Source organism: Pseudomonas sp. TZ252 (genome assembly GCF_056110345.1).
This window is the reverse complement of record NZ_CM148566.1, coordinates 183,575-207,013: the sequence shown is the minus strand read 5'-3', so window position 1 is coordinate 207,013 and position 23,439 is coordinate 183,575. Positions and strand designations below refer to the sequence as shown.

Below are 23,439 nucleotides of genomic sequence, written 5' to 3'. Positions count from 1 at the left end.
GGTCAGGCCTCCAGCGGCTGCGCCTGGGCGGCCCCCTGCGCGCCGCGTGCGGCGAAGAGCTGGCTGCCGATGTGCAGGGCCTGGTCCAGATGCCGGATCGGATCGGCGGTCTCCGATTCCAGCAACAGTTCGGAACGGACCACCCGTGCGCCGCAGTAATCGAAGATGCCATGGTCGATCTGGGTGCGCATCGCCCCGGCGTAGCCGTGCCGCTCGAAGGTGCCGGCATCGGCGCCGCCGACACCGACCAGCACCACGCGCAGGCGCTGCAGCTTTTTCCGCAGGTCGCCGCCGATGCTGTAGTCGAAGGCCCAGCCATTGGAGAACACGCGATCGATCCAGCCCTTGAGCAGGGCCGGCATCGACCACCAGTAGATCGGGTAGACCAGCACCAGGGTATCGGCGCGATCGATGCGCGCCTGCTCGGCGAGGACGTCGGCGGGAGGCGACGCCTGGCCGCGATGCACGGCGTGGTCGGCCAGGCCGAAGCGCGGCTCGAAGCCTTCCGCCGCCAGGTCGGCGGTTTCCGCGGAATGACCGGCGCGGACCACACCTTCGGCGATGCGCGCGGCGAGGGCATGTGTGAGAGAGCGAGGATGGTGATGGGCGACGACGATCAGGGCATGCATGGGCGAATTCCTCCGGGAATTGCGGGAAGGGGGGCAAGTCGATAGTCTGGGTAAAACCTACTTTCCGTAGGTTACCTTTAGTAAGTTACTTTTAGTAGGTTATCTATGTCAACGCACTCCCCAGACGACCCGTCGCCACGCCGCCGCCTGTCCCGCGACGAGCGCCAGCGCCAGTTGCTCGAGGTGGCCTGGCGGCTGGTCCGCGAAGAAGGTACCGAGGCGCTGACCCTCGGACGCCTGGCCGAGCAGGCCGGGGTGACCAAGCCGGTGGTCTATGACCACTTCGGCACCCGCGCCGGCCTGCTGGCGGCGCTCTACCAGGATTACGACCTGCGCCAGACGGCGCTGATGGAGGCTGCCCTGGAAGCGAGCGAGGCGACCCTGGAGGGGCGCGCCGACGTCATCGCCCGCGCCTATGTCGACTGCGTGATGCAACAAGGCCGGGAGATTCCCGGGGTGGTCGCGGCCCTCGCCAGCTCGCCGGAGCTGGAGCGGATCAAGCGCGACTACGAGGTTCTCTTCATGGACAAGTGCCGCGCCGTGCTGGAGCCCTTCGCCGGCGGCGGACGGCTGACCGTCGCCGCTCTGCGCGCAATGATCGGCGCCGCCGAAGCGCTGTCGCACGCGGCCGCCACCGAAGAGATCGCCCCGGAAGAGGCGCGGCGGGAACTGTACGAGGCGATCGTGGCGATGGTCGCGCGGAGTCGTCGGTGAAGGAACCGCGTGCCCTGGAGGAATATCGCCGGGCGATAGTGGCGGCCTGTCCGGAGCTGGCGGACGCCGCTTTCGCCATCCTGGCCTCGGGCTGGCATTCCACGGCGGTGGAGGTCGGAGGGCGCTGGGTGTTCAAGTTTCCGCGCGGCGCGGAGGCCGAGGCGGCGCTGCTGCGCGAGGCCGCCGTGCTACGCCTGGTGCGTCCGGCGGTGAGCCTGGCGGTGCCGGCGCCGCAGGTGTTTGCGGGACCGCCGCTGTTTTCCCGCCACGAGAAACTGCCTGGCGGTTACCTCCTGGGCGAGGACTACCGGCGCCTGGACGAACCCGCACGGCAGGCGGTCGGCGATGCGTTGGGGCGCTTCTACGCCGAGCTGCATCGACTGCCACCGGCGCGCATGCGGGCGGTTGGAGCCTTGCCGGTGCGTCCCTGGGAGTCGCCCACGGCGATGCGCAGGCGCGCCTTGCCGCTGCTGCCTGCGGCCTGGCGCGAACGCGCGGAACGCTTGGTGCGGGAATATGCCAAGCTGCCTGCCGATCCGCTGGGTTCGATCTTCGGCTTCTTCGACGGCCATGGCTGGAACATGGCATTCGATAGCGAGGCCGGGCGGCTGAACGGTGTGTACGACTTCGCCGACGCGGGCATCGGTCCGCTGCACCAGGAGTTCATCTATTCCGCGTTCATCGATGCCGACCTCACCGAGCGCATCGTCGCCGCCTACGAGCGCTTCAGCGGTCGGCGCCTGGAGCGTCGGCGGATCGCCTTGCTGACGGCGGCGCATCGGTTGTCGGAGCTGGCCGAGCTGGCCGACGAGCCGCGCCATCTGCCGGAGATGCTCGCCGGCGCCCTCGACGGCCTGGCCCTGGTGGAGGCGCAGGGCCTGGCCTGATGAGGGGACGCGCGGTTGTGCTGGGCAGGACGGATATGACCGCGTGCGGACATCCGCCGCGAAGTACCGCTACCGCTCAGAGATAGGCTTGCGCGCGGCGCCGCGAGCGCGGCATGCGGTTCTTCCCGGACAATTCGTTGAGACGCGCCTGCCAGGCCTTGCGGGCGGCATCGCGGTCCTGGCGCTGCGCGGCGGCGAGCCTGGCCTCGGCTTTCGGCCGCGGCGCGGCCTTGTCGATCACTGGCGCAGCGGCGGTGGGGGTGACAGGGGCACTGGCCGGAGCGGCGTTTTCCTGGGCCTGGGCGAAGGCGTTGGTGCGCCGGCAGGTCTTGCAACTGACCTGGCCGACGTCGCTCGAGCCGTTCACGTTGCTGTCGCCGCGTCCGCAGGCTGCCTGGCCGGATTCGCTCAAGAAGTGCGTAACCATCTGATCCTCCTGGAGAAAAAAGGGCGGCATTATTCCCAGAAGTGCCTTCGAGTGCCAGCCTCGGGGGAGAACAGCTGACGAACTGCAAGACCTTTCCGTCGACCTCCGTTCAGTCGGCTGGCCGCCGCATGCTGTCGCGCACGTAGCGGGCCGGGGGGCTGCCGAGCGCCTTGCGGAACATGCCGATGAACGAGCTGACCGACTCGTAGCCGAGGATCTCGGCGGTGCGTTGCACCGAAACGCCGGCGGACAGTTGCTGCAGGGCGATGATGATCTGCAATTGCTGGCGCCACTGGCCGAAGGTCATGCCGGTCTCCCGGCGCACCATCCGCGCCAGGGACCGCTCGCTCATCGCCACTCGCCTGGCCCATTCGGCCATGCTGGCGCGGTCGCCGGGGGCGCGGGTCAGTTCGTCGGCGATGCGGCGCAGGCCGCGGTTGTCCGGCAGCGGCAGGTAGAGCTGTTCGGTCGGCGCCTGTTCCAGGAGTTCCAGCAGCACCCCGGCGAGACGTGCGAGCGGGCCGTCGTGCGGATAGTCCTGCGGTTGCGCGCTCAGGTGCAGGATCAGTTCGAGGACCAGCGGCGACAGGGCCAGGGTGCAGCAGTCGCTCGGCAGGCGTGCCGCCCCCGGCTCGACGAAGAGGAAGCAGACCTTGCCGTTGGCGGTGACCCGGTTGCTATGGGCGATGCCGCCGGGAATCCACACACCGAACCCGGCCGGCACCATCCACAGGCCATCGGGCACCGTGCAGGTGATGCCGCCGCGGCAGGCCACCACCAGCTGGCCCTTGCGATGCCGGTGCACCGGCACTTCGGTGTCGTTGTGCCGGGCCTCCAGCTGCAGGGCCAGGGCCGGCTGGCCGAGCGCGTCGGGATCGAAGCGTTGGGCGAGGTAGGTCTGCGGTTCACGGCTCACGGCAGGTCCTGTGGTTGTCCGAATTCGATTATTTTCTGGCTGAGTAGTCGATATTTGCAAATCGCTACGACCCGTAGCCTGTGCTCGTCAACCCGACAGGAGCGGCCGACCGCTCCGCGCCCTCGATACCCTGGTGCCCTGCATGCTGAGCGAAGTCTCCGTTTCCGGCCTCTACGTGCCGCCATTGTTCCTCTACCTGTGCCTGGCGATGCCGCTCTACCTGCTGCTGGAGCGCCTCGCCTGGCGCTGGCTGGAATGCGCCTGGCATCCCGGCCTGCTGCGTTTCTTCCTGTCGTTCATCGTGCTGTCCGTGCTGGTGCTGAAGTTCTGAGCCGAGGTCCCCATGTCCATCGTTCGTCTTTCCAAGGTGGCTGCGACCTTCGCCTGCGGCCTGCTCGCCCTGTGCCTGGCGTTGCAGTTGTGGCAAGCCTACGTGCTGGCGCCCTGGACCCGCGACGGGCGGGTCAGCGCGCAGGTGATCCGCATCGCGCCGGAAGTCTCCGGCAGCGTCGAGGCGGTGTTCGTCGCAGATAACCAGCGGGTGGCCCGCGGCGATCCGCTGTACCGCATCGATCCGCGCAGCTATCGCCTGGCCGTGCGCCAGCGCGAGGCGGAGCTGGAGCAGGCGCGGGAAACCCTGCGCCAACGTGACGAGCAATGGCGCCGACGCATGCAGTTGGCCGGCGCGGTTTCGCGCGAGGAGGTCGCCAACGCCGGTCGCGCCCTGCGTATCGCCCGCGCCCGCGCCGAGGCCGCCGGGGCGGCGCTCGACCAGGCGCGGCTGGACCTGCGGCGCAGCGAGTTGCGCTCGCCGGTGGACGGCTATGTGACGCAGTTGCGCGTGCAGCCCGGCGATTACGCGGCGGCGGGCCGGACCAACATCTTCATCGTCGATCGGCGAAGCTTCTGGGTCACCGGCTATTTCGAGGAAACCAAGCTGCGCAATGTACAGGTCGGCGCGCCGGCGACGATCAAGCTGATGGGGTTCGATCCGCTGCTCGACGGCCATGTCGCGAGCATCGGTCGCGGTGTCGCCGACCTCAACGAAAGCCGTGCCGACAGCGGCCTGCCGCAGGTCAGCCCGAACTTCAGCTGGATACGCCTGGCGCAGCGCGTGCCGGTGCGCATCGAACTCGACCGGGTACCGGCGGGCGTGGTGCTTGCCGCCGGCATGACCGGCAGTGTCGAGGTGCTGCAGGCGGGGACCGCGCGGCACTGGCGGCTGACCCGCTGGTTGCAGGAGTACCTTTGATGGCGGCGTCGGCGTCCGGCGGGCGCGATTGGTACGCGGCGTTGCCGTTGCCCTGGCGGATCGACAGCCTGGACTACGTGCTGCGCAGCATCGGCGCTGCCGCTCTGGCGCTCGGCCTGGGGCTCTACCTGCAACTGGATTCGCCGTTTTCCGCGGCGTCCACTGTGCTGTTGCTGATCAATCCGGTGCAGGGAGCGGTGGTCGGCAAGGGCTGGTGGCGCGCCGTGGGTACCCTGGTCGGCACGCTCGCTGCCTTCGTCCTGACCGCGCTGTTCGCCCAGAAGATGCTGCTGTTCGTCGTCGCCCTGGGTTTCTGGCTGGGTCTCTGCGTCGGCGTCATGAGCCTGGTCCGGCACTTCTACGCCACCGCCGCGGTGGTCGCCGGCTACACCGTGTGCCTGGCGCTGGGATCGGCCATGGTCGAGCCCGAGGCGGCCTTCGAGCACATCGTCACCCGCGCCTCGGCGGTAATCGTCGGGGTCTGCTGCCTGAGCCTGGTGACCGTGCTCTTCAGCCGCAGGACCGTGTCCGGGCGGGTGCGCCAGCGTCTCGTCTCGCTCTGCGCGGCGACGCTGGCGCTGGTCGCTGCGCGGCATGCCGGTGCGGCTGACGGGGAACTGGAGCGCCGTCGCCGGACGCTGGCCGGCGAGGTCTACGCGGTAGACGACCTGCTGGGTGTCGGTCGAGCCGAGTCGCGGGCGCTGAGCGCTGCGCTCCCGGCGATCCGCGGTGGCCTGGCGGCGCTGTTTTCCACGCTGATGGAGTTCCGCTTCGCCGGCGAGACGCATTGGGCCCGGCGCTTGGCGGAGCGTGGACTGGCGCTGCCGATGGCCGACGACCTGCGCCTGCTGGGCGGCCAACTGGAGCGCGGCGAGCTCGACTTCGCCGGCGCCGCGCGACGGCTCGCGAGCTTGCGCGGTCGCCTGGCGGCGATTCGGCGCGGACTTCCGACAGACCAAGCGGATGCCTGTCGCGAAGGGCTGTTCATGGAGCGTCTCGACGAGCAACTGGATGACCTGCAGGCCGCCCTGCGGGGGTTCGCCCGGCTCGACGGCCGGGCCCGCGCCGACGTCCGCCCAGCGGCCTTCCATCGACATTACCGCGAGGCCTTGCGCAACGGCGCGCGAGCCTGGCTGGCGATGCTGGTCGGCGGCGCCCTGTGGTTCCTCAGCGGGTGGGACCAGGGGCCGACCCTGCTGGCGGTGCTCGGCCCCTACTGCACGCTGCTGGCAGCCTCGCCCTTTCCCGCCGAGGGCACGCGCAATTTCATTCGCGGCACGCTCTACGCGATACCTGCCGCATTGCTCTGCAAATTCCTTCTGCTACCGCTGATCAACGGTTTTCCATTGCTGCTGCTGTGCCTCGCCTTCTTCTGGTCGTTCGGTATCCAGGCCACCACAGTGCCCAGGCGGGCGTTGCAGGGAATCGCCTACCTGATCGCCTTCAACACCCTGGTCGCCACCGGCAATCTCGCCCGCTTCGATTTCGGCGACTTCGCCAACCAGTCCTGTGCCTGGGTGCTGGCGCTCTGCATCAGCCTGCTGGTCTACCGCCTGCTGCCGAAGGACCTGGAACGGCATTCGGCGTCGCTGCTCGACCATCTGCGCCGCGAGACCCTCGCCTTGCTGCGTCGTCGCGCCGGTTTCGACGCGCATGCCTGGCAGGCCCGCCAGCAGCATCGCATCGCCCAGCTGGGCGCGCTGCATGGCATGGAACATCCGCGCAGCGCGCTGGCCCTGCGCCTGGGCTTCGTATCCCTGCAACTCGGCCGCGAGTCGCGGCGCCTGTGGCGCGCCCTGGCCGGGCTCGACCCGGCCGCCGCGGAGGCGCGGTGGATCGAGCGCGCACTGCGAGCCATCGCCGTCCGCCATCGCGATCCGCCGCTCGCCGCGCGGCACGCACGCCGTGCCGGCGCCCGCCTGGCGGCCGCCGGCGAGTGGCGCCTGGCCGCGATCCTCACCGACCTCGCCTGGTTGCTCCGGGCCTATTCGCAAAGCGTCTCGTCCGACGGGGCGCAGCATGGAGAAAAGACCTCATGAAAACCTCGTTCTTGCTGGCCTTGCTGCTGTCCTGCTGGTCCCAGGTCCAGGCGGCGGACGACGACGGGAAAGAGTTGCCGCCGATCGAGCGCTACGACTACGGCATGCCGCTGGACATCGAGCGGGTGCTTTCCGTCACGCCGGTGCCGGCCACCTGTGGCGTGGTGCCGCTGGTGATGCTCTACCGCGACAGCGCCGGACGCCTACATCGCTTGCAGTACCGAGGCCTTGGCGCGGGCTGTTCGCGGCACTGAGAAGCGGGCGAAGGCGCTGTCTCAGCGCGCCGCGCCTTCGATGATCGCCAGGACGTCGCCGATGGCGTGCTCCAGGTAGTCGCCCGCCTTGTACGCCGCAAGCGCCTGCGGACCGCCGTCGAGCACCGCCTGCGGCCGTTCGACGAAGCGTCCGAGCAGGTTGAACTCCTCGTCCAGCACCAGTACCAGCGGAATCGGGATTCGCTCCAGCGCCAGGCGCTGGCGCAGGTCGTCCTCGGCGCGGCCCTTGGAAATGATCGCCAGCTCGATGTTCGGTTGCAGGCGCTGCGCGAAGTCCAGCGCGGCCAGGTTGATCTGGCAGTCCGGGCACCACATTTCCCCGGCGACCAGCAGGCGATAGCGCCGTTCGATGCGTTGCAGGCGTTCCGTCAGCGCGCTCGGCAGCCCGTTGCTTTCCAGCTTCTGCCGGAACCGCGCGACCGCGCCCTGTTCCGTGGCCAGGCCATGGCCGACGAAGGCGGCGAAGTCTTCTCCGATATCGAACAGTTCCGCGTAAGAGGCCATGCTGGTTTCGCTCCTGTGCTTGGGGAGGGATGGCGCGGCGGATACGCCAGGTAGTCGCGCCACGCCGGGGCGGCCAGGGTAGCGCGCTCGCCGCGTCGCGGCGAGCGCCGGCGTGCTTCGCCGGGACTGGTCGTTAGCATGGCGCGGCTGGTAAAAAGACAGCGCCCCCACTGCCCAAGGCCCGCCCGATGCTGATCGACCTGCCTTCCACCCGTCCGGTCTTCGCCTATGCCCAGGATTATCTCCACGGCGAGCGCGTCGAGCTGCACCGGCATTCGCGCGCGCAATTGATCCATGCGCTCAGCGGGGTGGTCACGGTCGGCACCGCCGAGGGCACCTGGGTGGTGCCGCCGGGACGCGGTGTCTGGTTGCCGGCCGGTATCGAGCATGCCCTGCGTTTCGCCGGCCAGGTGCGCATGCGCACCTTGTTCATCGCCCCGCAGGCGCGCCACGACCTACCGCAGGACTGCCGGGTGGTGGACGTGCCGCCGTTGCTGCGGCAATTGATCGTCGCGGCGATGCGGATCGCCCCGGACTACCCGCCGGGCGGCCGCGACGAGCGGGTGATGGAGCTGATCCTCGATGAACTGCGGGTGCTGCCGATCCTCGCCCTGCACGTGCCACAGCCGGTCGATCCGCGACTGGCGGCGCTGTGCCGCAGCCTGCGCGCCGAGCCGGCCGCCGACTGGAGCCTGGGCGATGCCGCGCGTCGCCTGGGCGTCAGCCCGCGGACCCTGACCCGCGCCTTCCAGCGCGAAACCGGTCTCAGCTTCGTCCAGTGGCTGCGGCGCATGCGCCTGCTCGCCAGCCTCGATGCGCTGGCGGCAGGGCACTCGATCCTCGAGGTCGCACTGGACCTCGGCTACGACAGCCAGAGCGCCTTCAGCGCCATGTTTCGCCGGACCCTGGGCGTTTCGCCGAGCCTCTATTTCGGCCGCGGCGCCGCCTACGGGGTGGCCGAGGGCGACTGAGTTCAGTCCTTCTGGCGCAGCATCAGCGAGGCCAGGGCGCAGGCCAGGAGCGCCACGCAGGAAAGGTAGAAGGCGTCGGAGTAGGCCATCAGGTAGGCTTGCTGGCGCACCCCGTGGTCGAGCAGGGCCAGCGCCTGCTGCTGCTCCGGCAGTTGTATCCGCACCTGGCCACCGCCCAGGCGCTGCTGCAGGGCGCCGTCGAAGATCGTCAGGGTCTCGCCGATCCGCTCGGAGTGGAAGCGCTCGCGCAGCGAGACCAGTTGCGTCAGCAGCGCGGTGCCGATCGCGCCGCCGAGGTTGCGCAGCATCGAGATCAGCGCCGAGGCCGAGCCGGCCTGGGCCTTGTCCAGGCCCTTCACCGCCAGTACCGAGAGCGCGACCATGATCAGCGGCTGGCCGATGCCGCGCACGACGATGGAGGGGATGATCACGTTGCGTCCCGCGTCGGCGTTCAGGTGCGCGCCCATCCAGCAGCCCAGGGCCATGATCGCGAAGCCGCCGGCCACCAGCAGCTTGGGGTTCAGCCAGCGCATCAGGCGCGGCAGCAGCGGCGCCAGGAGCAGTTGCACGAGGCCGTAGAGGATCAGGCTGTCGCCGATCTGCCGGGCGTTGAAACCCTGCAACTGGGACAGGTAGTTGGGCACCAGGAACACCAGGCCGAAGGTCGCCGCGCCGAACACCGCCATCGCCAGGCTGGACACGCCGAAGTTGTAGCTGCCCAGCAGGCGCAGGTTGATGAACGGCCGCGCGCCCCACAGTTGGCGCTGTACGAAGAGCAGCAGGGCGAGCACGGCGAGGACGGCGAAGGTGCGGATGAAGCCGGACTCGAACCAGTCGCGGCGGCCACCTTCCTCCAGCACGATCTGCAGCGCGCCGAGGCCGGCGACCATCGCGCCGATGCCGAGCCAGTCGGCCTGGCGCAGGCGTTCGCGGTCGCCGTCGCGGGGGCGGATCGACCAGGCCACCGCGGCCAGCAGGGCGATCCCCGGCAACAGTTGCAGGAGAAAGATCCAGCGCCAGGAATAGGCATCCGCCAGCCAGCCGCCGATCGACGGGCCGGCGGCCTGGGCCACGCTGTTGGAAAGGCTGAACAGCGCCATGCCGAGGGGTATCCGGCTGGACGGCAGCTCGGTGAGGATCAGTTGCATCGACAGCGGGATCAGCACCGCCCCCGAAGCCCCCTGGATCACCCGGATCAGGATCAGCGTCGACAGGTTCGGCGCCAGCGCGCAGCTCAGCGAACTGAGCAGGAACACCAGCGAGCCGAGGAGCATCACCCGGCGCAAGGAGAACACTTCCACCAGCCAGGCGGTAAGCGGGATCATGCTGATTTCCGCGACCAGATAGGCGGTGGAGATCCACGAGCCCTCCTCGAAGGTGGCTCCCAGCGCGCCTTCTATCTCCGGCAGCGCCGCGCTGGTGACGTGCACGTTCATGCCGGCCATGAAGCAGCCGAACAGGCCGCCGGTGACGGCGACCCAGGCACGCAGCGATACCTTGTCGTCAGCGCTCATCGGCGGAGGCTCCGTCCGGTTCGCGAGTGTCCACGGTGGCGATCACCGACATCCCCGGAAGCAGCCGGCCCCGCTCGGCGGCGTCGGCGTCCAGGCGGATACGCACCGGGAAGCGCTGGACGATCTTGGTGAAGTTGCCGGTGGCGTTGTCCGGCGGCAGCAGCGCGAATACCGCGCCGGAGGCCGGCGCCACGCTGTCGACGCGGCCGCGCCAGCGGCGGCCGAACGTGTCCACCTCCAGCTCTACCGGTTGCCCGGGACGGATGCGTTCGAGCTGGGTCTCCTTGTAGTTGGCCACCACGTAGGCCTGCTCCAGCGGTACCACCGCCAGCAGCGGCAGCCCCGGCGTGACGTACTGGCGCAGGCGCACCTTGCGCTGGCCGACGCGGCCGGCGAATGGGGCGCGGATTTCGGTATCGTCCAGGGCGTGGCGCGCCAGTTCGCGCGCCGCCGCGGCTTCCTGCAGCTCCGCCTGGCGCTGGGCGAGCGCCGCCTCCGCCTCGCGTCGCCGGCTCTTCAGTACGTCCTTGGCGGCGCGCTGGCGGCCTTCCTCGGCGCTTGCCCGCCGCGCCGCCGCCCGCGCTCGCTGGTGCGCCGCGTCGGCGTTCTCCAGGCGCTGGCGACTGGTGGCATGCTCGTCGGCCAATTGCCGGTAGCGTCGCCAGTCGGTCTCGGCGCGGCGCCATTCGGCTCGCGCCGCTTCGCCATCGGCGCGGGCGCGGCTGATCGTCTGCGCCTGCTCCAGCAGTTGCCGATCGAGGGTCTCCAGCTTCGCGCGCTGGGCTTCCAGCGCCGCCTGCGCCGCCGCTTCGCGGGCCTCGGCGGCGCGCAGGCGCTGGCGGAAGTCGCGCGGGTCCAGGCGCAGCAGCAGGTCGCCGGCCTGGACGTCGGCGTCGTCGGCCACCAGCACCTCGGCGACGTAGCCGGAGACCTGCGCGCTGACCGCCACCCAGTCGGCGCGTACATAGGCATCGTCGGTGCCCTCCAGGAAGCGTCCGCTGCTCCACCACCAGGCCAGCAGGGCGGCGAGCGCGATGGCGCCGGCGAGGCCGCCCAGCAGCCAGGTTCGGCGCCGGCGCGTGGCTGCTGGCATGGTTTCGCCAGTGGTGTGTTCGATGGGTTCCCTGATTGCCTGGTTCATTGTCCGTTTTCCTGGTGGGAGGGGCTGGGAGCGGCTTGCCAGCCGCCGCCGAGAGCCCGGAACAGTTCGACCTGGCGCTCGGCGACGCGCATCTCGGCGTCGACCAGGCGCGCCCGGTCGGCGACCAGGCTGCGTTGGCTGTCGAGCAGCTCGAGGGCATCGAGGGCGCCGGCGCGATAGTTGCTGCGCGCCAACCGGTAGGCGTGGCGCTGCTCGTCGAGGGCACGCTGGAGGTCGGCACGCCGCTGGCGCTCGCCGGCATACAGCGCCAGGGCACGCTCGACCTCGCGCAGGGCGCCGAGCACCGCTCCGTCGAAGCGCGCCAGGGCGGCGTCGCGCTCTGCCGCTGCGCTGTCCAGGCGGCCTCGCGCGCTTTCCCGGTTGGGGAAGCGCCAGCTCAGCAGCGGGCCGGCCGCGTAGGCCAGCGCGCCGCTGCCGCCGAGGCCGGCGAGGGTCGCTGCGGAGGTTTCGGCGCCGACGGCGAAGCTGATGCGCGGGTACAGCTCGGCTTCGGCCAGCGCGCGCCGGGCGTCGGCGGCGGCGAGCCGGCGCTCGGCCGCGCGGACGTCCGGGCGGCGCGCCAGCAGGCTCCAGCCGTCGCCGGTGGGCAGGGCACGGCGCAGTTGCGGTATGCCGGCGCAGGTCGCGGCAGGAGCGTCCAACTGGCGCGGCGAGCGCCCGCTGAGCAGCGCCAGTTCGTAGAGTGCCGCGCGCCGCCGCGCCTCGAGCATCGGCAGCGCGGCGCGGGTCCGCTCGCGCAAGGCCAGCAGCCGGCGTCGCTGCAGCTCGCTGGAAAGGCCGGCGGCGAGCTGGCGTTCGCTCAGCGCCAGGCTCGCGTCGAGCAGACCGACCGATCGGCGTTGTACCTCTGCCCGTCGCGCCAGGGCGCAGGCGCGGACGTAGGCGAGGGTGGTCTGGCTGGCCACGCTGACCCTGAGCAGGTCGCGCGCCGCTTGCGCCGCTTCGGCATCCGCCTTCGCCGCGGCGATGCGGGCGCGGACTTCGCCCCACAGGTCCAACTGGTAGGACAGGTCGAGGCGGACGGTGTGTTTCCACTGGCTGTGCAGGTCCTCGTCGGTGGCTTCGGCGAGGGTCTGGTCGTCGCCGTCGCGCCCATACTGGTAGCCATAGCCGACCTCGGTCCGTGGCCAGCGTTCGCCCTGTGCGCCGCGCAGATGGCCGAGGAGCGCGCGGGCATGGGCATCGGCTGCGGCCAGGTCGCGGTTGTGGCGCAGCGCGGCGGCCACCAGGTGGTTCAGCCCAGGGTCCTGGTAGAGCGTCCACCACTGGGCGGGCAGCGCGTCGCCGCGGGTTCCCGCCACCCTCGACAGGCCAGGGTCGAGGCTTTCCGCGCGTGGCGCGGGTTGGTTGCGGTTCGCGCAGCCCAGCGCGGTGGAGATCCCCAGCGCCAGCGCCACGCAACGCAGATGACTGGCAAGCGGCATTGCCCTGCTCCCGTGTCTGAAAGAGCGGGGAACGGTAAGGCAGGCGCGGGCGGCCTGCGCCGGCAAAAGCGCCAGTCATCGTCGCGAAATGGACAGTCGGCGGATTTTTCAGCGTTGCCGCATCAGGTACGGGCCGCAGCCCTGGGCCAGCAGCCCGGCCGGGATGGCCAGCAGGGAGATGCGGTGGATCTGCCGGGAGCAGCGGTTCACCCCGCCTTCGACGAGGCGCAGGCGCTGGAACAACTGGTGGGCTAGCCTGCGCCTTGGCGTGGCCGGGGGCCCGCCTTCAACCTGAACGAAGCGTTTCGCCAGGTGGTCGGAACAACAGGTCCCCGTTCCGGAAGCTGAGTCCATGCCGCTGCGCCGTGCCGTTTTCGCCATCCTTTTCGCGTCCCTGGGCAGTCCTTTGGTCGCCGCCGAAACACCCCTGCGCCTGGAGCGCCTGGAGCGCTGCGGCGATCTCCTGGCCAGCGAGCGGCAGGAGTGGTGCCTGCGCGTGCGCGGCCTGGGTGCCGGCCTGCCGCGCCTGTTGCTGGACGGCCGCGAACTGCCGGCCACCGCCCTGCGGCGCGAGGGCGACGGCCTGCGGCTCCGCCTGGACCGCCGTGGCCACGCCAGCGGTCCGCTTTGGCTGGAGCAGGGCGGGCGCAGCAGCAATCCGGTATGGCTGACCCTGAACGGCAGTCATGTGCTCGCCGCCGGTCCCGACGAGGTGGCGAAGAACATGGATGGCCTGACCACCTACGTCGACCTGGTCAGCCTGTTGATCGAGGAGAACCACGACGGTCGCCGGGAGGCCGAACGCCTGGCCGATAAATATGGCGCGCGGGTGGTCGGCGCGATCCCGCCGTTGAACCTCTACCAGTTGCGCCTGCCGGCGCGCGACCTCGTCCAGCGCGACGCGCTGGTCCTCCGCATCGGCAGCGAGACCAGCGTGGACGCCGTGGTGGTGGAGGAGTCCGCGCCGGAGAAGGGCGAGGAAACCGAGGCGGCGCGCCGGCCCGTGGACAAGCCGGACAGCGACTCCGACGAGTGGGCGGCCAATCGTTTCATGGACGCGGTGAACTATTACCAGCGTCGGGTCCGCGCCCGCCAGGCGCCGCTGGAGACCCGCCCGGTGCGCATCGGGGTGATCGAGCGCGACGTCGACTTCGACGCTCCCGACTTCGCCGACTACCTCGGCCCCTGCAAGGCGCCCGCACCGCGTACCTGCCTCTACGCGCGCGATGCCGAACGTCCCGACAACCACGGTTCGACGGTCGCCGGCATCCTCGCCGCGCGCTGGGACCAGGGCGGCAACAGTGGCTTCCTGCGTGGGCTGGACCGCGCCAGCCAGGGTTTCGAAGTGATCGTCGAGCGCAATTCGGACGCTGGCATCACGGCCAACGTCGCCGCCTCGGTGAACCTGGTGGAGGATGGCGTGCGGGTGCTCAACTGGAGCTGGGGCATCCACCGCGTCGGCGCTCGCGACGTCGATGGCGACGAGGTGGATTCGCTGGTGCGCTCGGGGATCGCCATGAGCGGCTACGAGGAGTTGCTCGAGGAGTTCTTCCTCTGGCTGCGCAAGGAGCATCCGGACGTGCTGGTGGTCAACTCCGCCGGCAACGGCTCGTCCTACTCCGGTACCGACGAATACCGCCTGCCGTCCTCCTTCGTTACCGAGCAGTTGCTGGTGGTGGGCGGCCACCAGCGCAGCGAGCGCCAAGGCCTGGCGGTGGACGACCCGGCCTACGCGGTCAAGCGCAGCACCTCGAACGTCGACATGCGGGTGGATGTCACCGCCGCCGCCTGTACCCATGCCTCGACCCTGGAGCGGGACGCGCGGGGCGAGGTGCACTGCGGCACCTCCTATGCCACGCCGATGGTCGCCGGCACGGTCGCCGCCATGCTTTCCCTCAACCCGCGGCTGCGACCCGAGGAGATCCGCATGCTGCTCCGGCGCAGCGCCATGACCATCGGCGGCGACTACGATTTCGAGCCGGCCGATGCCGAGGACCTCACCGCACCGATCCTGCCCTCGGAGCGCGGCTACCGCCTGGACCACCGCGACGTCGGCCGCTCGGCGCGGCTGGACATGCAGAAAGCCCTGGACCTGGCGGTGAAGAGCCGCGAGCGCGTGCGCTGAGGCGTTCCGCCGGCCCGGGGCCTCACGGCGAGGCTTCCAGCAGCCGGGCGAGGCGTTCGGCGAGTTCGTTGTGGCGGAACGGCTTGGTCAACACCTCGAAGCCGTTGAGTTGCTCGGGCCTGAGGTTGGCGTAGCCGGTGATGACCAGCACCGGCAATTGCGGGAAGCGCTGGCGCAGTTCCTCGGCAAGCTGCACGCCGGTCTTGTCGGCCATGAGATGGTCGGTGACCAGCAGGTCGGGCGCCAGGCCGCGCTCGACCTCGCCCAGGGCTTCCTCCGCCGACGCCGCCTCGCTGACCTGGTAGCCGAGATCGCCGAGCAGCAGCGCGGTGGTGTAGCGCACCATCCTGTCGTCGTCGACCAGCAGCACGTGGGTCGGCCGCAACGCCTCCGGTGCGTCCGGGCAGCTTTCTGCGGTGGATTGCGTCTGCTCCGCGGTGATCGGCAGCCAGATGCTCACCCGGGTCCCCTTGCCGATCTCCGAGTGGATGCCCAGGCCGCCGCCGGACTGGGCGACCAGGCCCTGGACCATCGACAGGCCAAGGCCGGTGCCCTTGCCCACGCCCTTGGTGGAAAAGAACGGCTCCATGCAGCGGGCCAGCACCTCGGCGGGCATGCCTCCGCCGTTGTCGGCGACTTCCAGGCACACGTAGCGGCCGGCGCCGAGACCGTCCACCGCGCCGTCGATCACCAGGTCGGTCCGCGCGCCTATTTCCAGGCGGCCGCCTTCGCCCATGGCGTCGCGGGCGTTCACCGCGAGGTTGAGGATGGCCAGTTCGAACTGGTGCGGATCCACCACCACCGCAGGCAGGCGTTCCGGGATCTCGATGCGGACCTCGATGGTCGGGCCGAGCGAGCGCTCGATCAGGTCGTGCATGCCTTCGACCAGCTCGCGCAGGGCCACCGCCTGCGGCTTGAGGGTTTGCCGGCGGGCGAAGGTGAGCAGGCGACCGACGAGGTTCCGCGCCCGTTCGGCGGACTGTAGCGCGCCGTCGATGAGGTCGGTGGAGCGGGCGTCGTCGAGCCGCCGGCGGATCAGTTCCAGCGAGGCCATGATCGGCGTCAGCAGGTTGTTGAAGTCATGGGCGATGCCGCCGGTCAACTGGCCGACCATCTCCATCTTGCGTGCCTCGTGAAGCTGCGCCAGGGCGCTTTCGCGCTGGGCGAGCATGGTCGCGACACGTTCTTCCAGGCTTTCGTTGAGTTCGCGCAGCTCGTTCTCGGCGCGTACCCGCGCGCTGATGTCCATGCACACGCAGAGCAGGCCGCTGGCGGCATGCTGCTCGTCCACCAGCGGCGTGACCTGGTTCTGCACCCACACCGTATCGCCGTCGGGGCGAACGTAGCGGCCGCTCATCTCGAACGCCGCGCCGGTCGCTCCGCCTGGCGCCGCAGGGAGGGCGAAGTCGGCGGGGTCGAGGATGTCCTGCATGCGCAGGCCGAGCAGGGTCTCGCGCGAACGGCCGGCGATCTCGCAGTAGCGATCGTTGACCCGGGTGAAGCGCCAGTTCCGGTCGCATACCGCGATGCCCGCGCTGGCCTGGTCGAACATCGCCGCCAGTTGCGCGGAACTGGTGCGCAGCGCCAGCTCCGCGCGGGCATGGGTGAGCGAGGTCCAGGCCAGCTTGGCGGCTTCCTCCGCCAGGCGGCGCGGATCTTCGCCGAGCGCCTGCGGATGGGCGAAGTGGATCGCCAGCAGCGCCTCCAGCCGGCCGTGGCGCAGCACCGGGACATGCAGCGTGGCGCCCAGCCCCAGGCGCGCGCGGCTCGCCGCCTCGTCGAGACTCATGCCGCGCTCCCCGGCGAGGTCTTCCCGCGCCACGCTGCGTCCGGCATGCAGTTCGCCGGACAGGGTGGCGCCGAACGACAGGTAGCGATGCCGACCGACCGCCGAGCGGCCGTCGTGGAGATAGTCGCGATGAACCTGGAAGGTCATGCCGTCGCCGTTGTCCTCGCCGAAGAATATCCGCGACGCGCCCAGCTCCTCGCCGAGCCGGCGCAGGGCGGTGGCTTCGATTTCCAGGGGATCGGCCAGGGACGGCAGGGTCTGGCCCAGTTCCAGGAGGAACGCCTGGCGGCGTTCGAAACGCACCCGCTCGGTGGTCTCGGTGACGATGCACAGCACGCCGCCGACGGAACCGTCGGTTTCCCGCACCGCCGAATAGGACACGTCGAAATAGACCGTCTCGCCGCGTCCATGGCGTTCGATGTAGAAGGGCCGATCCTTTGCCGCGAAGGTTTCACCGGTCTCGTACACCCCGCGCAGCAGCGGTTCGAGGTCATCCCACAGCTCCCGCCAGTTCTCTATCGCCGGCCGGCCGAGGGCGCGCGGATGCTTGTCGCCGATGCTCGGCGCGTAGGCATCGTTGTACAGGGCGACGAATTCCGCGCCCCAGAACAGCACGATCTGCGCCTTGGCCGGCAGCAGCGTGGCCATCGTCGTCTTCAGGCTCGCCGACCAGGCGTCCGGCGGGCCGAGGGGCGAACTGGCCGCGTCGAGGCTGAGCAACAGTTTCCCGACCGCTCCTCCGTTGGCCAGGAAGGCCGGTGGATGGTCAAGGGTGTTCGGGTCCGGTTCGATGGTGAAAGGCTGTGCCATGTCTGCGGAGTCTTGCTCGGTTCCGGTTGAGGTGGTGGGTCGTATGGAATATAGGAGGGCGGTGGGTGCGCTTGCGTTCAATCCGGCTGGGCGGGATGGCGCACCGGGGCGCTCCAGACGCTCGGCGCGTTGCCAGGCGGAGTCTGGCGATGATTTCGTACGCGGTGCCCGAGACCGCGATGGAGACTTGGCGTAGGGGCGAACGACGCCACCGGCGTCATTCGCCATGGCCGGGTCAACCGGAACGTCGAGCGGCTACCAGGCGCTGCTGCAGGCGCGTCAGGAAGGCCACTTCGAAGGCGGTCTTCTGCATCGGTGTGGGCAGGCTGTCGCGGCCGAAGGCGAAGGCGGTCCAGAGCTGGCCTTCGATCTGGTCGGCAAGCCAGTTCTCGGCCTGGCGGACGCCCTTGTCGATGGCGGGCTGGGCGGGAACCGGCCAGAGCAGGGAGAGACCGGGTTGCCGGTCGGCGGGGGGAATCTCGACCATCAGGTCCTTGTAGCGTTCGATGATTGCGTCGACGTGGGTCTTTTCCTTTTCATCCTTCGTCATGCTGGGTACTCCGTTTCTGAGAGTCACATGACCTGCCGCCTTCGCTGTCAATCGATGGAGGCAGGATCGCGCAGGGTTGACAGACCGGGAAACGGAACCGGCAGACCACGAGGGTCTCCCCACGCGATCCGCCATGAAGGCCCGCAGTTGGAAAACTGCGGTCGAGCCGATGCCTGCAAAAGCATTCGCTGCTTTCGCATGCACCGCTCGGCGCATCGCGCCGTCTCTTCGGGCTGTCAAACCCGGTCACGGATTTGGCCGTGACGGGCGCAGGATAGGGGCAGGCAAGGCGGGGAGCAAGGGCGGGAACGGGTGACGGCAGAGGCTATCGGCAGGCAAGGCGTTGGCTGAAGCGATTCATTGAAATAACCCGGCCTTGGAGCGCGCCGTTAATCATCGTTTACCAGGAGAAAACAATCCGCCTGGACTGTTCGATTCAATATTTTGTGATGCGCTTCACGTAATAAGAGTATTCCTTATGAGCCACGCAAAAGTGTCATTCGCTTCTTCGAAGAGGGCGCTGCCGAAGTTGCACGCTAGTTGGGCACGCCGCGAGGGCGGCTCGGCACTTTGGTGCATAAGGATATAACCCTTTCTTCATTTCTGATTTTCGTCAGAGTTCGTACCGGGGCGACCGTCCGTCATTCGATATTAATTAAAAGCGTCAATAATCCGTTTAGGAATCAGGGGCTTGGAAATCCACCTGGCAGAACTGACAGGCCGGTATGCCCAACCAAAGTATTGAACTGATTTAAGTGGTGGTACAAATTTGCCTTTCCCATGTTAGTCCTACTTAACAGGCGAAGCGGTGGAGAGCGCTCTGTTGCGGGCTGCTCGGGATTAAATGGGTTTCGCCCTCGGGGGGCTCCTGTCTTCCAATAAAAACAAGTTGTCGCCAGGCCTGATGAACTTTCAGGTACCCGCGTTCCGTTTTCTCGCGGAACTCACTGACTGCGCTTAACCGCGTGACCGGTTCGGTCGGTAAACAGTGACCTGCGCCGGAAACGCGATAACCGAGACAACTCAATCGAGGAACAGAAGATGGGATTATTCAATGCAGCCGCGAACCTGTTCGGCCAGGTCTACGAGCGTGCGACGCAGGTGGCCGCCACCGCCGTCACGGCGGTGGCGGACGTGGCCAGGACATTGGTGGGCTCCACCGTCGACGCCGTGGAGCAGCAGGTGCACGAAGCGCTTACATCGGTGCATGACGCCGTTGCCAGCGTGGAGCAGGCGCTGGAGGGTACGGTCGGCGCGGTGGCCGGCACGCTCGGCGAGATCGCCGGCGACGCCCTCGACACCGTAGGCTCCGCGGTCGGCACGCTGGGCGGGCTGGCCGGCAACTCGCTGGCGATCGCCGACGACTTGTTGCACGGGCGCGTCGAGCCGGAGGATTACCTGAAACTGGTCGGTGACCTGGGGCAGGGCGTCGGTGCCACCGTCGGCCATGCCTGGGAATTCGGCAGCGACAGCCTGAAGGCCGCCAACGATCTCTATCACGCCGCCTACCAGGGTGGCTCGCTAAGCCTCGGCAATAGCGACGGCCTGCTCGGGGTCAATGTGATCGGCTCGCTGCTCGGCGGCAATCACGACCAGGGCGTGATTCCCGATAGCCGCGGCATCCTCGGCCCGCTGCCGATCAACGTCTCCTTCACCGAGCAAGGCCTGACCTTCGGCGGCGAGACGCCGCTGACTCCGCTGGTCACCGCAGCCCTGGCGCTGAATCCGATCACCGCGCCGCTGGTGCCGGTGCTGGCGCCGCTCAACCTCGGCGGCCTGGGAGTGGTCGGCTCGGTCGACAAGGAAGGCTTCAGCGCCAAGTTCTACGGTATCGCCGGACCCAGCTACAACCTCGGCGTGGCCAATCTCGGCGGCACCCTGGAGCTGGGTAGCTACAACGAGGTCAAGCTGCTGAGCTGGAACGAGGTGACCCTCAAGGACCTGCCCATCGTCGGCGGCATCCTCGGCTACGTGCCGGTGGTCAAGGACATCGGTGTCTCGCTGCCGACGCTGGACCTGCACTTCGACAGCAAGCTGTATGCGCAAACGATTGCCGGTGTCGATGTCGCCGGGGTCGGGCCGAAGGGCCAGATCGAGCTGGTGCATGACCTCGACAATGACCTGTCGATCGTCGCCGGTATCGCCGGGGATACCGCGCACAGCGCACTGGACGGGGCCGGCAAGGTGCTCGCGGCGCTGCTCGGCCACGGCGGCGAAGCGGCGCCGCCGACAATCCAGCTGATCGGCGCCGACCCGGCGCCGGAGCATCAGGCCCTGGCCGCCTGACGGCGAGGGAACGCCCGGCACAGGGAGGTGCCATCCGGGCTCATTCGGGATTCCAGCGGCAGTCGTGGCAGAAGTGAGCGCGCTCGATGGCAAGGCTCGGTTCCAGCGTTACCAACGAAATCAAACAGGCCCTGGCGGCCAGCCGCGGCGCATTGCGCAGCGTGGCGGCGTTCTCCGGGGTGATCAACCTGCTGATGCTGGTGCCCTCGCTGTACATGCTGCAGGTGTACGACCGCGTGCTGTCCTCGGCCAACGAAGTCACCCTGTTGATGCTGACCCTGATGGCGCTTGGCGTGTTCGTCTTCATGGGCGCGCTGGAGGCGCTGCGCAGCTTCGTCCTGGTGCGGGTCAGCGAACGCTTCGACGGCCAGTTGCACGGGCGGATCTACGCCGCCGCCTTCGAACGCAACCTGCGCGCCGGCGGCCAGGAGGCCAGCCAGGCGCTGCACGACCTGACCACCCTGCGCCAGTTCATCACCGGCCAGGCGCTGTTCGCCTTCTTCGACGCACCCTGGTTCCCGGTCTACCTGCTGGTGATCTTCCTCTTCGACCCCTGGCTCGGCCTGCTCTCGCTGGTCGGCGCGCTGGCCCTGATGGCCCTCGCCTGGTTCAACGAACGCGCCACCCGTGCGCCGCTGGCCAAGGCCGGCGAGTTGTCGATCAAGTCCGGCCAACTGGCCAGCAACAACCTGCGCAACGCCGAGGTGATCGAGGCGATGGGCATGCTCGGCAGCATGCGCGGGCGCTGGGAACGGCTGCACCAGGCGTTCCTCGACCAGCAGAGCCTGGCCAGCGAGCGCGCGGCGCGGATCAACGCGCTGAGCAAATACCTGCGCATCGCCCTGCAATCCCTGGTGCTCGGCCTCGGCGCCTGGCTGGCGGTGGAGGGACGCATCACCCCGGGGATGATGATCGCCGGCTCGATCCTGATGGGCCGTGCGCTGGGGCCCATCGACCAACTGATCGGCGTGTGGAAGCAGTGGGGCGCAGCGCGCGATGCCTATCGCCGGCTGAGCGGCCTGCTCGACGAATTCCCCGCCCGCGAGCGGCGCATGGAATTGCCCGAGCCGCGTGGCCACCTGCTGCTGGAATCGCTGGACGCGGCGCCGCCCGGCAGCGAGGCGCGCACCCTGCGTGGTCTGACCCTGGCGATCCCGGCCGGCTCGGTGGTCGGCGTGATCGGTCCGTCCGGCTCCGGCAAGTCGAGCCTGGCGCGGGTTGTGCTGGGCATCTGGCCGACCCTGCACGGCAGCGTGCGCCTGGACGGCGCCGAGATCCGCCAGTACGAGCGCGAGACCCTCGGCCCGCGCATCGGCTACCTGCCGCAGGACATCGAACTGTTCGCCGGCACGGTGGCGGAAAACATCGCCCGCTTCGGCGAGGTGCAGGCCGACAAGGTGGTGGAGGCGGCGCGCCTGGCCGGGGTCCATGAACTGGTCCTGCGCCTGCCGCAGGGCTACGACACCGTGCTCGGCGTCGGCGGCGCCGGGCTTTCCGGCGGCCAGCGCCAGCGCATCGCCCTGGCCCGGGCGCTGTACGGCGCGCCGACCCTGGTGGTGCTCGACGAACCCAACTCGAACCTCGACGACAGCGGCGAGCAGGCGCTGCTGGCGGCGATCCAGGCGCTCAAGGCGCGTGGCTGCACGGTGCTGCTGATCACCCACCGGGCCGGCGTGCTGGGTTGCGCCGACCGCCTGCTGGCGCTGAACGCCGGCCAGTTGCACCTGTACGGCGAGCGCGACCAGGTGCTCGCCGCCTTGAACAACCAGCGCGCCGCGTCGGCGTCGCAGCAGCGCGCGGACTACCGGGTGGCCGGCTACGGCGCGCCGCAGGTGGTGGCCGCGCCGCGCCAGGGAGGTGTGGAATGACCCGCACGGTGAAACGCGACGAGAACGCCTATGCGCGACTGGGCTGGCTGCTGGTCCTGTTCGGCTTCGGCGGCGCGCTGCTCTGGGCCGCCTTCGCGCCGCTCGACCAGGGCGTGGCGGTGCCGGCCACGGTGATCATCTCCGGCCAGCGCAAGTCGGTGCAGCATCCGCTGGGCGGGGTGGTCAAGCACATCCTAGTGCGCGACGGCCAGCATGTGGAGGCGGGCGAGCCGCTGATCCGCATGGAACCGACCCAGGCCCGGGCCAACGTCGATTCGCTGCTCAACCGGTACGCCAACGCGCGGCTCAACCAGGCGCGCCTGCAGGCCGAATACGACGGCCGGCGGACCCTGGAGATGCCCGCGGGGCTGGCCGAGCAGGCCCCGCTGCCGACCCTCGGCGAGCGCCTGGAGTTGCAGCGGCAGTTGCTGCACAGCCGCCAGACCGCGCTGGCCAACGAACTCTCCGCATTGCGGGCGAACATCGAGGGGCTGCGCGCCCAGCTCGAAGGGTTGCGCCAGACCGAGGGCAACCAGCGCCTGCAACAACGCCTGTTGAACAGCCAGTTGAGCGGTGCGCGCGACCTCGCCGAGGAAGGCTACATGCCGCGCAACCAGTTGCTCGAACAGGAGCGCCAACTGGCCGAGGTGAACGCCCGGCTATCGGAGAGCAGCGGTCGCTTCGGGCAGATCCGCCAGAGCATCGCCGAGGCGCAGATGCGCATCGCCCAACGCGAGGAGGAGTACCGCAAGGAAGTCAACGGGCAACTGGCGGAAACCCAGGTCAATGCGCGGACGCTCTGGGAGGAGCTGTCCTCGGCGCGCTACGAACTGCGCCACGCCGAGATCCGCGCGCCGGTCAGCGGCTACGTGGCCGGCTTGAAGGTGTTCACCGATGGCGGGGTGATCGGCCCCGGCGAATTGCTGATGTACATCGTGCCCAACAGCGACAGCCTGGAAGTGGAGGGCCAGCTCGCGGTGAACCTGGTCGACCGGATCCACAGCGGGCTGCCGGTGGAGATGCTGTTCACCGCCTTCAACCAGAGCAAGACCCCGCGGGTCACCGGCGAGGTGACCATGGTCAGCGCCGACCGCCTGCTCGACGAGCAGAACAAGCAGCCCTACTACGCGCTGCGCGCCCAGGTCGACGCGGCCGCGATGGGTAAGCTGAAGGGCCTGCAGATCCGCCCGGGGATGGCGGTGCAGGTGTTCGTCCGCACCGGCGAGCGCTCGCTGCTCAATTACCTGTTCAAGCCCCTGTTCGACCGCGCCCACGTGGCGCTGGCGGAGAACTGACC

General features: G+C 69.3%; 21 protein-coding genes. 11 read left to right on the top strand and 10 right to left on the bottom strand.

Going from position 1 to position 23,439, the window contains the following annotated elements; genetic code table 11:
- Positions 1–2: 2 nt before the first annotated feature.
- Positions 3–629 (bottom strand): NAD(P)H-dependent oxidoreductase, encoded by a 627-nt coding sequence (locus ACYAF3_RS00960; RefSeq protein WP_003116364.1) that lies wholly within the window; start codon positions 627–629, stop codon positions 3–5.
- A 105-nt stretch (positions 630–734) separates the two neighbouring features.
- Here ACYAF3_RS00960 and ACYAF3_RS00955 point away from each other — a divergent pair, with 105 nt between their 5' ends.
- A complete protein-coding gene (locus ACYAF3_RS00955) occupies positions 735–1,343 on the top strand; it encodes a TetR/AcrR family transcriptional regulator (protein ID WP_003123120.1) in 609 nt (202 codons plus the stop codon).
- A gap of 38 nt (positions 1,344–1,381) precedes the next feature.
- Positions 1,382–2,230 (top strand): aminoglycoside phosphotransferase family protein, encoded by an 849-nt coding sequence (locus tag ACYAF3_RS00950; RefSeq protein WP_094776779.1) that lies wholly within the window; start codon positions 1,382–1,384, stop codon positions 2,228–2,230.
- Between the two features lie 76 nt (positions 2,231–2,306).
- Here the strand turns inward: ACYAF3_RS00950 and ACYAF3_RS00945 are convergent, their stop codons facing one another.
- Both ACYAF3_RS00945 and ACYAF3_RS00940 read right to left on the bottom strand, forming a co-directional pair.
- On the bottom strand, positions 2,307–2,657 hold the full coding sequence (locus ACYAF3_RS00945; protein ID WP_003082515.1) for a hypothetical protein: 351 nt from the start codon (positions 2,655–2,657) through the stop codon (positions 2,307–2,309).
- Between the two features lie 109 nt (positions 2,658–2,766).
- A complete protein-coding gene (locus ACYAF3_RS00940) occupies positions 2,767–3,573 on the bottom strand; it encodes an AraC family transcriptional regulator (protein WP_003082516.1) in 807 nt (268 codons plus the stop codon).
- 133 nt (positions 3,574–3,706) lie between these two features.
- Between ACYAF3_RS00940 and ACYAF3_RS00935 the strand changes: the two genes are divergently transcribed.
- Genes ACYAF3_RS00935 through ACYAF3_RS00920 form a run of 4 tightly spaced genes read left to right on the top strand, consistent with a single transcriptional unit; the run spans position 3,707 to position 7,118 of the window.
- On the top strand, positions 3,707–3,904 hold the full coding sequence (locus ACYAF3_RS00935) for a DUF1656 domain-containing protein (protein WP_003082517.1): 198 nt from the start codon (positions 3,707–3,709) through the stop codon (positions 3,902–3,904).
- A gap of 12 nt (positions 3,905–3,916) precedes the next feature.
- On the top strand, positions 3,917–4,825 hold the full coding sequence (locus ACYAF3_RS00930) for an efflux RND transporter periplasmic adaptor subunit (RefSeq protein ID WP_003112442.1): 909 nt from the start codon (positions 3,917–3,919) through the stop codon (positions 4,823–4,825).
- A complete protein-coding gene (locus ACYAF3_RS00925; RefSeq protein ID WP_031672647.1) occupies positions 4,825–6,864 on the top strand; it encodes an FUSC family protein in 2,040 nt (679 codons plus the stop codon). Before ACYAF3_RS00930 ends, ACYAF3_RS00925 begins: the two co-directional genes overlap by 1 nt.
- Positions 6,861–7,118 (top strand): DUF2790 domain-containing protein, encoded by a 258-nt coding sequence (locus ACYAF3_RS00920; protein WP_003107483.1) that lies wholly within the window; start codon positions 6,861–6,863, stop codon positions 7,116–7,118. Before ACYAF3_RS00925 ends, ACYAF3_RS00920 begins: the two co-directional genes overlap by 4 nt.
- A gap of 21 nt (positions 7,119–7,139) precedes the next feature.
- On the opposite strand, the gene ACYAF3_RS00915 is transcribed toward ACYAF3_RS00920, so the two are convergent.
- Positions 7,140–7,643, bottom strand: a complete 504-nt coding sequence (locus tag ACYAF3_RS00915) for a thioredoxin family protein (RefSeq protein ID WP_003086710.1) — start codon at positions 7,641–7,643, stop codon at positions 7,140–7,142.
- A 188-nt stretch (positions 7,644–7,831) separates the two neighbouring features.
- Between ACYAF3_RS00915 and ACYAF3_RS00910 the strand changes: the two genes are divergently transcribed.
- Complete coding sequence (locus tag ACYAF3_RS00910; RefSeq protein WP_003086711.1) at positions 7,832–8,614, top strand: AraC family transcriptional regulator; 783 nt, start codon at positions 7,832–7,834, stop codon at positions 8,612–8,614.
- A gap of 2 nt (positions 8,615–8,616) precedes the next feature.
- Here ACYAF3_RS00910 and ACYAF3_RS00905 read toward each other — a convergent pair whose 3' ends face one another.
- The 4 genes from ACYAF3_RS00905 to ACYAF3_RS00890 form a co-directional block, all read right to left on the bottom strand.
- On the bottom strand, positions 8,617–10,128 hold the full coding sequence (locus ACYAF3_RS00905) for an MDR family MFS transporter (RefSeq protein ID WP_003082523.1): 1,512 nt from the start codon (positions 10,126–10,128) through the stop codon (positions 8,617–8,619).
- Positions 10,118–11,269 (bottom strand): HlyD family secretion protein, encoded by a 1,152-nt coding sequence (locus ACYAF3_RS00900; RefSeq protein ID WP_003112440.1) that lies wholly within the window; start codon positions 11,267–11,269, stop codon positions 10,118–10,120. Before ACYAF3_RS00900 ends, ACYAF3_RS00905 begins: the two co-directional genes overlap by 11 nt.
- Positions 11,266–12,714, bottom strand: a complete 1,449-nt coding sequence (locus ACYAF3_RS00895) for an efflux transporter outer membrane subunit (protein WP_003145366.1) — start codon at positions 12,712–12,714, stop codon at positions 11,266–11,268. Before ACYAF3_RS00895 ends, ACYAF3_RS00900 begins: the two co-directional genes overlap by 4 nt.
- Positions 12,715–12,822: 108 nt before the next feature.
- Complete coding sequence (locus tag ACYAF3_RS00890; RefSeq protein ID WP_003106937.1) at positions 12,823–12,957, bottom strand: hypothetical protein; 135 nt, start codon at positions 12,955–12,957, stop codon at positions 12,823–12,825.
- Positions 12,958–13,066: 109 nt separating this feature from the next.
- On the opposite strand from ACYAF3_RS00890, the gene ACYAF3_RS00885 reads away from it, so the two are divergent.
- Complete coding sequence (locus tag ACYAF3_RS00885) at positions 13,067–14,839, top strand: S8/S53 family peptidase (RefSeq protein WP_003086721.1); 1,773 nt, start codon at positions 13,067–13,069, stop codon at positions 14,837–14,839.
- Positions 14,840–14,861: 22 nt separating this feature from the next.
- Here ACYAF3_RS00885 and ACYAF3_RS00880 read toward each other — a convergent pair whose 3' ends face one another.
- On the bottom strand, positions 14,862–17,438 hold the full coding sequence (locus tag ACYAF3_RS00880) for a PAS domain-containing protein (protein ID WP_003082532.1): 2,577 nt from the start codon (positions 17,436–17,438) through the stop codon (positions 14,862–14,864).
- Between the two features lie 235 nt (positions 17,439–17,673).
- Positions 17,674–17,988 (bottom strand): LasR-specific antiactivator QslA, encoded by a 315-nt coding sequence (locus tag ACYAF3_RS00875; protein WP_003086723.1) that lies wholly within the window; start codon positions 17,986–17,988, stop codon positions 17,674–17,676.
- 1,041 nt (positions 17,989–19,029) lie between these two features.
- Here ACYAF3_RS00875 and aprX point away from each other — a divergent pair.
- The 3 genes from aprX (at position 19,030) to aprE (ending at position 23,437) form a co-directional block, all read left to right on the top strand.
- A complete protein-coding gene (gene aprX / locus ACYAF3_RS00870; RefSeq protein ID WP_003082538.1) occupies positions 19,030–20,274 on the top strand; it encodes a type I secretion system-dependent protein AprX in 1,245 nt (414 codons plus the stop codon).
- An 86-nt stretch (positions 20,275–20,360) separates the two neighbouring features.
- The gene (gene aprD / locus ACYAF3_RS00865) at positions 20,361–22,142 is read left to right on the top strand and encodes an alkaline protease secretion ATP-binding protein AprD (RefSeq protein ID WP_003082539.1); all 1,782 of its coding nucleotides are present in this window, start codon (positions 20,361–20,363) and stop codon (positions 22,140–22,142) included.
- Positions 22,139–23,437, top strand: a complete 1,299-nt coding sequence (gene aprE / locus ACYAF3_RS00860) for an alkaline protease secretion protein AprE (RefSeq protein ID WP_003082540.1) — start codon at positions 22,139–22,141, stop codon at positions 23,435–23,437. The genes aprD and aprE overlap by 4 nt, the downstream gene beginning before the upstream one ends.
- Positions 23,438–23,439: the final 2 nt, after the last annotated feature.

Coding starts and splice junctions, on each gene's coding strand:
- ACYAF3_RS00880 (WP_003082532.1), bottom strand. CDS start 17,438: ATGGCACAGCCTTTCACCATCGAACCGGACCCGAACACCCTTGACCAT.
- ACYAF3_RS00915 (WP_003086710.1), bottom strand. CDS start 7,643: ATGGCCTCTTACGCGGAACTGTTCGATATCGGAGAAGACTTCGCCGCC.
- ACYAF3_RS00905 (WP_003082523.1), bottom strand. CDS start 10,128: ATGAGCGCTGACGACAAGGTATCGCTGCGTGCCTGGGTCGCCGTCACC.
- ACYAF3_RS00960 (WP_003116364.1), bottom strand. CDS start 629: ATGCATGCCCTGATCGTCGTCGCCCATCACCATCCTCGCTCTCTCACA.
- ACYAF3_RS00955 (WP_003123120.1), top strand. CDS start 735: ATGTCAACGCACTCCCCAGACGACCCGTCGCCACGCCGCCGCCTGTCC.
- ACYAF3_RS00925 (WP_031672647.1), top strand. CDS start 4,825: ATGGCGGCGTCGGCGTCCGGCGGGCGCGATTGGTACGCGGCGTTGCCG.
- aprX (WP_003082538.1), top strand. CDS start 19,030: ATGGGATTATTCAATGCAGCCGCGAACCTGTTCGGCCAGGTCTACGAG.
- ACYAF3_RS00930 (WP_003112442.1), top strand. CDS start 3,917: ATGTCCATCGTTCGTCTTTCCAAGGTGGCTGCGACCTTCGCCTGCGGC.
- ACYAF3_RS00920 (WP_003107483.1), top strand. CDS start 6,861: ATGAAAACCTCGTTCTTGCTGGCCTTGCTGCTGTCCTGCTGGTCCCAG.
- aprD (WP_003082539.1), top strand. CDS start 20,361: ATGGCAAGGCTCGGTTCCAGCGTTACCAACGAAATCAAACAGGCCCTG.
- ACYAF3_RS00945 (WP_003082515.1), bottom strand. CDS start 2,657: ATGGTTACGCACTTCTTGAGCGAATCCGGCCAGGCAGCCTGCGGACGC.
- aprE (WP_003082540.1), top strand. CDS start 22,139: ATGACCCGCACGGTGAAACGCGACGAGAACGCCTATGCGCGACTGGGC.
- ACYAF3_RS00875 (WP_003086723.1), bottom strand. CDS start 17,988: ATGACGAAGGATGAAAAGGAAAAGACCCACGTCGACGCAATCATCGAA.
- ACYAF3_RS00895 (WP_003145366.1), bottom strand. CDS start 12,714: ATGCCGCTTGCCAGTCATCTGCGTTGCGTGGCGCTGGCGCTGGGGATC.
- ACYAF3_RS00900 (WP_003112440.1), bottom strand. CDS start 11,269: ATGAACCAGGCAATCAGGGAACCCATCGAACACACCACTGGCGAAACC.
- ACYAF3_RS00885 (WP_003086721.1), top strand. CDS start 13,067: ATGCCGCTGCGCCGTGCCGTTTTCGCCATCCTTTTCGCGTCCCTGGGC.
- ACYAF3_RS00910 (WP_003086711.1), top strand. CDS start 7,832: ATGCTGATCGACCTGCCTTCCACCCGTCCGGTCTTCGCCTATGCCCAG.